This window comes from Streptomyces sp. NPDC002742 (genome assembly GCF_042888885.1).
GTDB lineage: Bacteria > Actinomycetota > Actinomycetes > Streptomycetales > Streptomycetaceae > Streptomyces.
Window position 1 is genome coordinate 101103 of sequence record NZ_JBIAQF010000019.1, and the last position, 12023, is coordinate 113125.

Annotated in this window: 9 protein-coding genes and 1 tRNA gene; 1 reads left to right on the forward strand and 9 read right to left on the reverse strand. The window is 70.3% G+C overall.

Going from position 1 to position 12023, the window contains the following annotated elements:
• Positions 1 to 32: 32 nt before the first annotated feature.
• The 3 genes from ACFYW8_RS30225 to ACFYW8_RS30235 form a co-directional block, all read right to left on the reverse strand.
• A complete protein-coding gene (locus ACFYW8_RS30225) occupies positions 33 to 947 on the reverse strand; it encodes a glycosyltransferase family 2 protein (protein ID WP_389083688.1) in 915 nt (304 codons plus the stop codon).
• A gap of 113 nt (positions 948 to 1060) precedes the next feature.
• Positions 1061 to 1486 (reverse strand): DUF3052 domain-containing protein, encoded by a 426-nt coding sequence (locus ACFYW8_RS30230; protein WP_365878427.1) that lies wholly within the window; start codon positions 1484 to 1486, stop codon positions 1061 to 1063.
• Positions 1487 to 1604: 118 nt separating this feature from the next.
• Positions 1605 to 1901: a hypothetical protein gene (locus ACFYW8_RS30235; RefSeq protein WP_389083695.1), complete on the reverse strand. Its 297-nt coding sequence runs from the start codon at positions 1899 to 1901 to the stop codon at positions 1605 to 1607.
• 353 nt (positions 1902 to 2254) lie between these two features.
• Between ACFYW8_RS30235 and ACFYW8_RS30240 the strand changes: the two genes are divergently transcribed.
• Complete coding sequence (locus ACFYW8_RS30240; RefSeq protein WP_365878423.1) at positions 2255 to 3817, forward strand: APC family permease; 1563 nt, start codon at positions 2255 to 2257, stop codon at positions 3815 to 3817.
• Positions 3818 to 3916: 99 nt separating this feature from the next.
• On the opposite strand, the gene ACFYW8_RS30245 is transcribed toward ACFYW8_RS30240, so the two are convergent.
• From ACFYW8_RS30245 to ACFYW8_RS30270, 6 genes are all read right to left on the reverse strand, one after another.
• The gene (locus ACFYW8_RS30245; protein WP_389083702.1) at positions 3917 to 5530 is read right to left on the reverse strand and encodes an MFS transporter; all 1614 of its coding nucleotides are present in this window, start codon (positions 5528 to 5530) and stop codon (positions 3917 to 3919) included.
• Positions 5531 to 5772: 242 nt separating this feature from the next.
• Complete coding sequence (locus ACFYW8_RS30250; RefSeq protein WP_389083706.1) at positions 5773 to 6264, reverse strand: MarR family winged helix-turn-helix transcriptional regulator; 492 nt, start codon at positions 6262 to 6264, stop codon at positions 5773 to 5775.
• 150 nt (positions 6265 to 6414) lie between these two features.
• Entirely contained in the window at positions 6415 to 8283 is a 1869-nt protein-coding gene (locus ACFYW8_RS30255) for a hypothetical protein (protein ID WP_389083711.1), read from the reverse strand.
• Positions 8284 to 8647: 364 nt separating this feature from the next.
• Positions 8648 to 8721: transfer RNA gene (locus tag ACFYW8_RS30260), tRNA-Thr, on the reverse strand.
• 108 nt (positions 8722 to 8829) lie between these two features.
• On the reverse strand, positions 8830 to 10413 hold the full coding sequence (locus ACFYW8_RS30265) for an alpha/beta hydrolase (protein ID WP_389083714.1): 1584 nt from the start codon (positions 10411 to 10413) through the stop codon (positions 8830 to 8832).
• Positions 10414 to 10712: 299 nt separating this feature from the next.
• The gene (locus ACFYW8_RS30270; RefSeq protein WP_389083718.1) at positions 10713 to 11918 is read right to left on the reverse strand and encodes a DNA polymerase III subunit delta'; all 1206 of its coding nucleotides are present in this window, start codon (positions 11916 to 11918) and stop codon (positions 10713 to 10715) included.
• Positions 11919 to 12023 lie beyond the last annotated feature (105 nt).

Consider the following 12023-nt stretch of genomic DNA (forward strand, 5'->3'; position numbering starts at 1 on the left):
ATCCGTCCGTACAGGATCCGCGAGCCGGGGGTTCAGATGACCGGCGGGCGCCCGAGACGGGTCAGCCGCCACACGGTCCGCCAGCGCATCGGGCGCCGCTCTCCGCCGGACTGCCGCAGCCCCTCCGCGAATCCGCCGAACCAGGCCCTCAGCCCGCCGACCGACCGCGTCCGCAGCAGCGTGAGCACGATCCAGATCCCCAGGTGCAGCGGGATCAGCGCCAGGGGCAGCCGCCGACGGGTGAGCCAGACCCGGTTGCGGGCGGTCACGCGGTAGTAGATGGCGTGCCGGGCGGGCGAGGTCTTGGGGTGCTGGAGCAGCAGTCCGGGCTCGTACAGCACGGTCCAGCCGGCGTCGATCGCCCGCCAGGCGAGGTCGGTCTCCTCGTGCGCGAAGAAGAACTCGGCGGGCCAGTCCCCGGTCTCGGCGAGCATCGGCATGGACAGCGCGTGGCCGCCTCCGAGGAACCCGGTGACCGGTCCGCCGCGCATCGGGTCCTTGGCCCCGACCCTCGGCACATGGCGGCGCTGCGTCTCCCCGTGCTCGTCGGCGATACGGAAGCCGACGATACCGAGCCGCGGCTGGGCGGCGTACAGGTCGCGCACCTTGCGCAGCACGTCGCCGTCGACGAGCAGCCCGTCGTCGTCGAGCTCGACGACGACGTCCACGTCCCCGAACTCACGGAGCCGGCTCAGACCGACGTTCCGGCCACCGGGGCAGCCGAGGTTGTCGTCCAGTTCGACGGTGGTCACCTCGCCCGGCAGGCCGAGGCGTTCGGCGAACTCCGGCAGCGGGCAGCCGTTGCCGACGATCACGATCCGGGTCGGTGCCACGTCCTGTTTGGCCACGGAGGTGAGCAGTGCGTCGACCTCGACGGGCCGGTTGCCCATGGTGACCACGGCAACGGCGATCCGTGGCCCCTCCTCCGCCTGTGACACGACACCCACCCCATCCCGGCCGACAACTGTGCCGCGATGCTAGCCGTTCACCGGGATTCCCCCTCACGTACGCTGCCCCGTCCGCCGCGCGTACGTCCTGGTCTACGTCCATACGTCCATGATCAGTGGCGCCGATTCTCCTTGCGCCGTACGAATTTCAGCCCCGACCAGTCCTCCCCCAGCGCCGCCACCTTCACGTCGACGACGCCGAGGGGCAGGAAGAGGTCGCGCAGATCGTTCTCCGTGATGTCGCTGCGGTGTCCGGCCGCGCGGCGGGGCCAGGCGATCCAGAGCATGGCCGCGTCTGACAGGTCCGTGACCAACCCGGCGGCCTGCTCGACCAGTTCGGCGCGCTCCCGGAAGAAGGCCACGGTGACGTCCGCCCCCTTCGGGCCGCCGGTCCCGACCTCGCAGTCCTCCGGCAGTCCGGGAATCTCCCAGTCCCGCGGCCCGTGGGCCAGCCGTACCCGGTGCCCCGCCTTGATGCCGATCTTCCGGGCGAGCGGAGTACCGGAGTACCCGCCACCCGCCGCGCTGGATCCCGTCATCCCCGCAGGATGACACCGTGTGGCCCGGATCCCGCGGGATGACAACCGCGTGGCCCGGATCCCCGCAGCATGACGACCGTGTGGCCCGGATCCCGCGGGATGACACGGTGTGGCCCGGTCAGCCCGCGTACGCGCCCCTGACCTCGAGGTGCTCGACGGCGGGCGGCCCGGCCATCCACTTCTTCAGGCCCGCCTGGAACTCACGGAACTCGGCGATCGCGGGCAGCGGGTTCTCGGTCCCGTCCGCGAGTTCCAGCTCGGCGAGGTAGGTGACGCCGTCGGGCAGCCGGTACGAGGCGTAGCGCACGCCCGCGGGCCGCGCCTCCTCAAGAGCGGTGAACATCTTGTGCAGCGCGTCCTCCAGCTCGCCGACGAACTCGGGCTTCACCGTGGCACGCACCATCAGAACGGTCATGTTCTCGTCTCCTCCTCCGCGGGCCGCCCCGTGCGGCGCCGTCGACTCCCTGACGCGCGGGAGCACGAAGGTGTGACAGGGCGGAGGTGTGCCGGACGCCGAAGGGGTGACCGGCGTCCCGGCGCTCTCGGGCCGGTCGGGGCGAGAGCGGGTCCACGGAGTGGAGACCGCGGCTTCCACGCGGTGGACCCACGGCTCGACTACCGGTTGTCGGCGAGCGGGTTCATGCTGGTGGGAGCGGCCCGGTGCCCCGGACTCCCTCGTGATCCCCGGGGATGCCCGAGGTCTCCCGAGCCGGGGACAGCGGGCGCCCCGTCCACCGCCGGCGGCGCCACAAGGTTCCGGAGGGCGCTATGAGTTCACCATCCGTCCCGCCTCCCGCACCGCTCCCCCCGCTGGGACCGGGAGCCACGGACAAGGGTCTCAAGGGTGGCGCCCTGGGCCTGTTCTCCAGCACGGTGATCGGACTGGCCTCCACCGCCCCCGCCTACAGCCTCGCGGCCACCCTCGGCGTCATCGTCGGAATCGTGGGCTTCCAGTCACCGATCGTGATCGTGCTGGCGTTCGTCCCGATGTTCCTGATCGCCTACGGTTACAAGGAGCTCAACCGGGCCGACCCCGACTGCGGCACCACGTTCACCTGGGCGGCCAGGGCCTTCGGCCCTCGTACCGGCTGGCTGGGCGGCTGGGGCATCGTCGCGGCCGACATCATCGTGATGGCCAACCTGGCCCAGATCGCCGGCGCGTACGGCTTCCAGCTCGTCGGCGCGGACGGGCTGGCGCAGGACACCTTCTGGGTCACCTTCGTCGGCGTCCTGTGGATCGCCGTCATGACCCTGATCTGCTACATCGGCATCGAGCTCTCGGCCAACCTGCAGAAGGCCCTGCTCAGCATCGAGATCGTGGTGCTGTGTCTGCTGGCGGTCACCGCCCTGGTCAAGGTGTACGGCGGTACGGCGCCGAACGTCTCGTCGGAGATCTCGTGGTCGTGGTTCAACCCCTTCGAGATCAACTCCTTCGACGACCTGACCAAGAGCATCCTCGCCGGCGTGTTCATCTACTGGGGCTGGGACACCGCGGTGTCCGTGAACGAGGAGACCGTCGACCGCGACCGCACCCCGGGCCGCGCCGCCGTCATCTCCACCGTCATCCTGCTGCTCGTCTACGTCATGGTCACCACGTCCGCGCAGGCGTTCGCCGGAGTGGGCCAGCACGGCATAGGCCTGGGCAACCCGGACAACTCCGGGGACGTCCTCTCCAGTCTCGGCGCCGAGGTCTTCGGTACCGGGGGCTGGGGCACGGTCGCCACGAAGCTCCTGATCGTGATGGTCCTCACCTCGGCTGCGGCCTCCACCCAGACGACCATCCTCCCCACGGCTCGCACCACCCTGTCGATGGCCGCGTTCAAGGCCATCCCGCAGCGGTTCGCCCGCATCCACCCCCGGTTCCTCACCCCTACCTGGTCCACCGTGGGCATGGGCCTGGCCTCGATCGCCTTCTACGTGATGCTGACCCGGGTGAGCGAGAACGTCCTGGCCGACTCCATCGGCTCGGTCGGGCTGATGATCGCCTTCTACTACGGTCTCACCGGCTTCGCCTGCGTCTGGTACTACCGCAGGGTCCTGACCCGCAGCCCACGCGACCTCTGGACGCGCGGGATCATGCCGGGCCTGGGCGGCGCCATGCTCCTCTACTTCTTCATCAACGCCTGCGTCGTGTACGCCGCCGCCGACTACGGCAGCACCTCGTGGACCATGCCGTTCCCGCCGCACTGGCAGCTCGGCGGCGTCTTCGTCACCGGCATCGGCGCCCTTCTCGTCGGAGCCGTCCTGATGTTCCTGTACAGCGCGTTCCGCCCGGCCTACTTCCGCAAGGAGACGATCGCGGTCTCGTCCCACGACCCGGGCGGCCACTGACCCGCACCCGCCCCGCGGAGGGGCTGGAGCGGGACAGCGGTGACCGGCCCGGTGGCGCGAGGGGAGGTGCCACCGGGCCGGTGGTCCGGAGGGGCGGCGTCAGGCCGGTGCGCCCACCGCGACATCCGGCGAGCCGTCGGGCCGCACTCCGCCGTCCTCGTCGACGTCAGGCGGAACGGTCGACAGGGCGGTGGCGTGCAGATCCTTCGTACGCACCATGGTGAAGCCGACGAGAGCGGCGATGAACCCGAGGACCGCGCTCAGGGTCATGGCGCCGTGGAAGGCGCTCATGAACGCGTCCTGCCCGGTGGCCAGCACCTCTTCGCGCAGGGGCCCCGCGGCCTTGGCGACGGTGTCGAGGGAGCCGGCGCTGATGCCGTGCGCGGCCTGCTCAGCGGCGCTGTTCCCCATCCGCTCGCCGACGACGGAGGAGGTGAAGTCCTGGGACACGCCGTGCTGGAAGTACGCGCCGACACCGGCGATGCCGACCGCGATGCCGACCTGCTGGAAGGTCTCGTTGATACCGGAGGCGACACCGGCCCTGGCCGGCTCCGTGACCCCGATGGCCAGCGCGGCCCTGGCCGGGTTGAAGGCGCCCATGCCGAAGCCGGCGACGACCAGCGCCGGGACGAGCACGGTCCAGGACGAGTCGGCCCTGGTGAGGTTCAGGAGCAGGATGCCGACGCCCATGACCAGGGTCGAGCCGCCCAGCAGCACCCGGAAGGGGACCTTGCCGATGAGACCGCCGCCGAGGGCGCCGGCCACGAACATCGCGCCGGTCAGCGGCAGGAAGCGCAGACCCGTGCCCCAGGCGTCCACGTGCAGCATGTTCTCCAGGTAGCTGGTCTCGAAGAACACCGACGGCAGGGCTCCGGCGTTGCCGATCATGGCGACGAGTGAGATGCCCACGAAGGTGGGGCTGCGGAAGAACGCGGGGTCGATCAGCGCGCGCTCGCCCAGCCGCCGCTCGATGGCCACGAAGAGAACCAGGAAGAGCGCGCTGCCCGCGTACAGGCCGAGCGTGGTGCCGCTGGTCCAGCCCTCGACAGGTCCGCGGACGGTCGCGAAGACCAGAGTTCCGAGCGCGACGCTGAAGGTGGCGAGGCCGGCCCAGTCGGTGGGGTGGGCCCGCCTGTTGAGCGACTCGCGGACGCGCAGGGCGCCGACGAGGAGGGCGATCACGCCGACCGGCACGTTGACGTAGAAGATCCAGCGCCAGGACAGCGCGTTGATCAGCGAGCCGCCGATGAGCGGGCCGGTGGCGACGGCGAGACCGACGGCGGCGCCGAACGCGGTGAAGGCCGTCGCCCGCTCCTTGCCGTGGAACTCGTGGCTGAGCATCGCCGGACCGACCGCGAACATGATGGCGGCGCCGACACCCTGGACGGCGCGGAACCAGCTCAGTTGCCCGGCGCCGTCAGCCAGACCGCAGGCCAGGGAGGCGGCGGTGAAGACGGCGAAGCCGACCTGGAAGACCTTCTTGCGGCCGATCCGGTCGGCGATCGAGCCCGCCGCCACGAGGAAGACCGCCAGCGTGAGGGCGTAGGCGTCGAACACCCACTGCAGGTCGGCGAAGCTGCTTCCCAGGGAGCGGTGGATCTGCGGGAGCGCGATCGACACCACGCTCAGATCGAGCATCAGCATGAACGAGCCCAACGCGACGATCCCGAGTGTCCACCACCTCGTGGGCGATAACGCGCGTTCTGCGGACATGCGAGACCCTTCCATTCAATGGAGTTTCTAGATGATGGAAATCTAGATGATTGGAAAGTCGTACGTCAACGGCCGCCGCGGTCGGTAGCGTCCCGCTGGGGCGATCGGGCGGCGCCCTACCGCCAGCCAGGCGAACGTCACCCGGAGTGACGGTCACCTGGCACGACAAAAGCCCGCGATGCCGGTTTCACGCGGCACCGCGGGCTTCTTCGAGGATGTGTGTGTCGGCCGGAACTCGTACGTCAGTCGGAACAGACGGACGCGGGCCAGCGGCCCGCCATCAGCACGCCGAGCATCTTGCGCAGCGCCTCGCGTTCGTCCTCCGCGAGCCCGCCGAAGAAGGTCGACTCGACCTCCGTGGCCACCCGGTCAGCCGTCGCGAGCGCCTCACGTCCGGACTCGGTCAGGATCAGGTTGTAGCGCCGCCGGTCGGCCGGGTTGCGCCGGCGCTCGACATGCCCGTTGCGCTCCATCTCGTCGATCACCGTCACCACCGTGGTGGGATCGAGGTTGAGCAGTCGGCTCAGGTCCTGCTGAGAGAGCTCGGGCCCTCCGGCCAGGGCGGCCAGCACGAAGAAGTCGCGGATGCGCATACCGACCGCGCCGAGCGCCTTCTCCACGTCCTCCACCAGCACCAGCCCCGCCTTGTGGAGCAGGTAGCCGGGACGCTCGGCGATGAGGAAGTCCTTCCGGGGGGAAGCCCCGTGCTGCCCGGCGTTGCCGCTGCGCACCATGAACCGACTCCTTCGATCGTGGCAGTCTCCACCATCGAAGATACAACGATTCCCGCGCCGGAAGGCTGCCCCGCGACCGCGAAGGCGAAGGCGAAGGGCGCCCCGGAGGTTCCCGCGGCGCCCTTCGTGGTGGTCGTCACCAAAGGTTGGTCAGCGCACGTCCACGTAGTCGTGGTAGCTCTCGGCGTCCACGTAGGAACCGGACGCGAGGTAGACCGCGACCCAGGTGCCGTCCTGCTTCGCGGTGAAGCGGGCGGTGAAGTGGCCGTGCGAGTCGGCCTTGACGGAGCCCAGCCCCGTCCAGGACTTCTTGCCCTTGGCCTGGAAGAGGATGTAGACGCGCTGCTTGCCGAACGCCGCCCACTTCGTGCCGCTCAGCCGCTGCAAGGTGCCGGTGGTGGTCACGGTGTGGCCCTTGCGCACCGGCTCGGGACCGGCGTTGAAGCCGGTGATCCGGGTGGCGGTGCGGTTGAAGTGCACGGAGTTGGAGTAGCCGGCCTGGTAGTCCGACGACCCCGCCGAGTACAGCCGCCAGTAGCCCTTCGGCACCGCCACGTACCCGTCGAGGTTGAAGGTGCCGTCGGCCTTCGTGTTGAACCAGCCGAGCGACTTCCAGCCGGTCTTGCCGTCGGCGGATTGCTGGAGGTACAGCTTCCGGTTCGGCGGCAACTTGCCGTTGCTGGCGCTCATGCTGCCCTGGATGTGCAGGTCCGAGTATTCGTCGATCCAGCTCGAACAGAAGCAGATGTTCGTCTTGTTGATGACGTCGACCTTGAACTGCGCGTGCGAGGCGGTCAGATACGGGTCGGCCAGATAGCTGTCGCGAGTGGTCTCGACCGTGAACGTGCCGTCGTCGTACGGGATGTACGGGTCGGTGAGAGTGAAGCGTCCGCCGACACCGCTGGTCGCCGTGGCGTAGTAGCCCATGTCGACCGCGACACCCCTGGCCGGGCGCCAGGTGCCGTTGTACAGGTACTCCACGACGCCGGACGAGGACGCCTTGGCGCCGAACTTGATCTGCACGCTGGAGTGGTCCAGCCGAATCCGGCTCGGGCTGATCACGACCGGCAGAGTCTTCGTGTCGACGGGCACATAGGTGCTCGTGCCGTCCGGGTTGGCGATCCAGAAGGAGAGTGAGACCGGCACGGACGTGGCGTTGTCGCCGTTCAACTTCGGTGCCACGTCGATCGCGTAGCTGCCGTCGGCGGCCGTCACGGCGCTGAAGCCGTTCTCGGCCACCACGTTCAGCGCCTTGCCGGCCAGCGGCGAGGTCTCGCCGGTGATCGGGTCGAAGAGCGAGATGCGGCCGCTGAGCGTGACGTGCGTGTGCTCCACGTCCAGTACGGCGGGGCTGATGCTGCGGTCGGCGAAGACCGACTTCGGCTCCACGTCCACGGTGGTGGCGTGCGGCGAGGAGGTGACGTCGCCATCACTGTCCTGGGCACTGACCGTCACGTCGTAGCTGCCGTACGACGGCAGTCGCGACATACGAGGCGAGCGCCAGACGCCGTCCTGTGCCGTGCCGGAGACAAGCGTGAAGCCGGTGACCGTGACGTTCGCCGGGTTCGCGCCGCGCAGCTCGGTCAGGTCGGCGGACACCTCGGTGACCGCCGAATCGGAGGAGACGGCGACCGTCAGGAAGCCGGTGTCGGAAGGGTCGGAGCCGACGTCGCCGAACACCGGGACGCCGGTGCCGTCGGCAGGCGCGCCGCTGCCCGGGCCGGGCGTCGGGTCGCCGGGGGGCTGGTCGGTCGGGGTCGGATCGGCGGGGGTCGGGGTGTCCGACGGTTCGCCGATGGGCGGGTCGGACGGGGTCGGGGTGTCCGAAGGAGCGTCGGACGGGGCGCTGGTGGGCGTGGCCGCCGGCGTGGGATCAGCCGTCGGATTCGTGGCCGCGGTGGCCGCCGGATCCTGCCCGAGCGTGCCGTTGTCGGCCGCGTACGCCAGCGTCGGCGCGGCGAGGAGCGCGGCGCCCAGTGCGGCGGACACCGCCGCCGACACCAAGGAGCGTGTTCTCACTGCTGGATTCCCCCCACGGGAATGGCGCGGCCGCGCTGCCCCGGCTGTCAGGGGGGGGCCGACCGCGCTCTTCTGTACGGTTGCTGTGAACATGACGCAACAGACCGGACTCTAGCGGCCACCCCCGGCACCGAGGCAAGCGGGTTACGGACTGACCGGATACCTCAACTGCCTCTGCTCCCAATGCCGTTGTCGGTAATCGCCGGGTTCGTGATCTCCGTGCCCGGCTGGAGAAGCGAGATCTCGCGACCGGAACCAGAACGGAGAGCGGGGACCGCCGCGCGGCCCGCGCTCAGCGCCACCGCCGCATCCGGAAAAAGCAAAAGCCCCAGGTCACGGCGAGTGAGTCCTGAGGCTTCCACAGAGCCGCCTTCGGGATTCGAACCCGAGACCTACGCATTACGAGTGCGTTGCTCTGGCCATCTGAGCTAAGGCGGCGCGCTGCCCACACCTATGGTGCGATCAGCAACGTCGGTAAGTCTACACAGTTTCCGGGGGTGCTCCGCACACGCCCCGGGGCATGCGCTCCAGGGGTGTTCAGCAGGGCTATGAGCAGCGCTTTCCCTTCTCGGGAGGGGTGCCCTGGAGGAGGTAGCGGTTGATCGTGGAGTCGATGCAGGAGCTGCCGCGGCCGTAGGCGGTGTGGCCGTCGCCGACGTAGGTGAGGAGGGTCCCGGAGGAGAGCTGGGAGGCGAGGGACTGGGCCCAGGGGTACGGGGTCGCCGGGTCGCGGGTGGTGCCGACGACGAGGATCGGCGCCGCGCCCTTCGCCTCGATGCGGTGGGGCTCGCCGGTGTTCTTCACGGGCCAGTACGCGCAGTTCAGCGAGGCCCAGGCCAGCCCCTCACCGAAGACCGGGGACGCCTTCTCGAAAGCGGGGAGTGACTGCTCCACCTGATCCGGGCCGGAGAAGGCGGCCGGCAGGTCGAGGCAGTTCACGGCGGCGTTGGCGGACATCAGGTTCGCGTACTGACCGTCGGCGTCCCGCTCGTAGTAGCTGTCGGAGAGGGCGAGCAGGCCCGCGCCGTCGTTCTGCTTCATCGCGGAGGTGAGCGCGTCACGCAGCTGGGGCCAGGCCGTCTCGTCGTACATCGCCGCGATCACCCCGGTCGTCGCGAGCGCCTCCCCGACCTTGCGGCCGTCCGGGTCGCCCGCCGGGATGGGCTCCTTGTCCAGCTGCTGGAAGAACGCCTTCAGGTTCCTGCCCACCTGGTCCGGGCTCGTACCGGCGTCGCCGAGCGGGCAGTCGCTGTGCCGCACACAGTCCTTCGCGAAGGACTGGAAAGCCGTCTCGAACCCCGCCGTCTGCTCCTCGTTCAGCTTGCGTGCGGTGAGGGAGGGGTCCAGCGCGCCGTCCAGGACCAACCGGCCCACCCGGTCCGGGTAGAGGCCCGCGTACGTCGCCCCCAGGAACGTCCCGTACGACGCCCCCACATACGTCAGCTTCTCGTCGCCCAGCACGGCCCGCAGGATGTCCATGTCACGGGCCGCCTCGACTGTGGAGACGTGCCGGAGCAGCTCGGGCGAGTGCCGTCCGCACCCCTCCGCGAACTTCTTGAACGCCTCGACGAGCTGATCGGTCTCCTGTCCGTCGTCCGGCGTGGTGTCCGTCTGGGTGAAGGCGTCCATCGCACGGCCGTTGAGGCACTCGACGGGCTCGCTGCGGGCCACGCCCCGCGGATCGACCGCGACCATGTCGTAGCGGGCGCGCACGTCCGCCGGGTAGCCGATTCCGGCGTACGACTGGAGATAGCCGACCGCCGAACCGCCCGGCCCTCCCGGATTGACCAGCAGCGAACCGAGCCGCTTGCCCGGCCCCGTGGCCTTCTTGCGGGAGACCGCCAGCCTGACATCGCCCGAGCCCGGCTTCGCGTAGTCGAGCGGCGCCTTCATCGTGGCGCACTCGAAGCCGGGGACACCACAGCTGCGCCAGTTCAGCTTCTGCCGGTAGTACGGCGACAGCGCCGACGGTGTGGCGCGCGGCAGCGCGGTGAGCGCCGCCTTGGTCGTCGCGGCCGTCGTCGTGGAACTCCCGGAGGAGCAGGCGGAGATGAGCAGCGCCGCAGCGGCCAGCGGCACGCCGCTCGCACGGAGGGGTCGGGTCGGCCGAGAGGTGCGCCTCAGGTGCATCCCGCGAGCGTAACCTTGCGCGATCGATTGATCACCTTCAGTCGCTGAAGCGGCTCGTACGAGTGACTCGGTCAACCGGTCGCCGGACGCGTCGCCCCTTGGCCGGGAGACCCGGGCAGCACGCCCTCGCCGGATGGTCCGAGCCGCACGGCCGCCTGATGGGGCGATCGGGTCCGCACGACATGGTCAGGCGATCCGGTCCGCACGATCTGATCCCGGACGGCCGGGATCGCGCACGTCCGCCGTGCCGCGCGCCGCGGCACCCCGGAAGCGGACGGTGCGCGGCGCGCGCAAGGTGCTCAGCCCGCCCGGAGCGCCATCGTCATCGCCTCCACCGCGAGCAGCGGGGCGACGTTGCGGTCGAGTGCCTCCCGGCACGCGGCGATCGCGTCGATGCGGCGCAGGGTCGACTCCGGCGAACTGCCGCGGGCCAGCCGCTCCAGCGTGTCCCCCGCCTCCACGTTGGCGATGGCCAGACGCGAGCCGAGCTGAAGGGCGAGTACGTCACGGTAGAAGCCGGTGAGGTCGATCAGGGCCAGATCCAGGCTGTCGCGCTGCGTACGCGTTCTTCGGCGCTTCTGCCGGTCCTCCAGCTCCTTCATGACTCCTGCCGTGCCGCGCGGCATCCGACCGCCCTGGACCGCGCCGAGTGCCGTCTTCAGATCCTCGGTCTCCTTGACGTCGACTTCCTCGGCGAGTTGCTTGGCGTCCTCCGAGGCCGTGTCGATCAGCTCCTGCGCCGCCTTGAGGCAGCCTCCGACGTCGTCGATCCGGAGCGGGAGCTTGAGGACGGCGGCACGGCGCTGCCGGGCGCTCGGGTCGGTGGCCAGGCGGCGGGCCCGCCCGATGTGGCCCTGCGTCGCGCGCGCGGCGGCCGCCGCGACGTCGGGCTCGATGCCGTCACGGCGAACGAGGATGTCGGCGACGGCTTCCACCGGCGGGGTGCGCAGCGTGAGCAGCCGGCAACGGGAGCGGATCGTGGGCAGCACGTCCTCGATGGACGGCGCGCACAGGAGCCAGACCGTACGGGGCGCGGGCTCCTCGACGGCCTTCAGCAGGACGTTGCCCGCGCCCTCCGTGAGACGGTCCGCGTCCTCCAGGACGATGACCTGCCAGCGGCCGACGGCGGGGGACAGCTGGGCGCGACGGACCAGGTCGCGCGTTTCCTTGACGCCGATGGAGAGCAGATCGGTGCGGACGATCTGCACATCGGCGTGAGTTCCGACGAGGCTCGTATGGCAGCCGTCGCAGAACCCGCAGCCGGGGATTCCGCCGAGCGCGCGGTCGGGGCTCACACACTGCAACGCGGCCGCGAACGCCCGCGCCGCCGTGGAGCGGCCCGATCCGGGCGGGCCCGTGAACAGCCAGGCGTGCGTCATCTTGGACGCCTCGGGGAGCGGGGCCTTCGCGGCGACCGCGGTGACGAGGGCGTCGGCGTCCCGGGCAGCGGCGGCGAGCTGCTCGCTCACCTTCTCCTGGCCCACCAGGTCGTCCCACACAGTCATGGGCTCCGCCCTTCCGTCGCATTTTGTCTCGCGTCGTCCATTGTGCGGGTCGCCACTGACAATCGGGCCCCACCCGCCGTTCGCCGTTCGCCGGATACGGGGAGC

What these genes read in the sequence shown, in the direction of transcription:
- ACFYW8_RS30230 (WP_365878427.1), bottom strand. Translation starts at nt 1,486, where the DNA reads ATGACGGGATCCAGCGCGGCGGGTGGCGGGTACTCCGGTACTCCGCTC.
- ACFYW8_RS30235 (WP_389083695.1), bottom strand. Translation starts at nt 1,901, where the DNA reads ATGACCGTTCTGATGGTGCGTGCCACGGTGAAGCCCGAGTTCGTCGGC.
- ACFYW8_RS30240 (WP_365878423.1), top strand. Translation starts at nt 2,255, where the DNA reads ATGAGTTCACCATCCGTCCCGCCTCCCGCACCGCTCCCCCCGCTGGGA.
- ACFYW8_RS30245 (WP_389083702.1), bottom strand. Translation starts at nt 5,530, where the DNA reads ATGTCCGCAGAACGCGCGTTATCGCCCACGAGGTGGTGGACACTCGGG.
- ACFYW8_RS30250 (WP_389083706.1), bottom strand. Translation starts at nt 6,264, where the DNA reads ATGGTGCGCAGCGGCAACGCCGGGCAGCACGGGGCTTCCCCCCGGAAG.
- ACFYW8_RS30265 (WP_389083714.1), bottom strand. Translation starts at nt 10,413, where the DNA reads ATGCACCTGAGGCGCACCTCTCGGCCGACCCGACCCCTCCGTGCGAGC.
- ACFYW8_RS30270 (WP_389083718.1), bottom strand. Translation starts at nt 11,918, where the DNA reads ATGACTGTGTGGGACGACCTGGTGGGCCAGGAGAAGGTGAGCGAGCAG.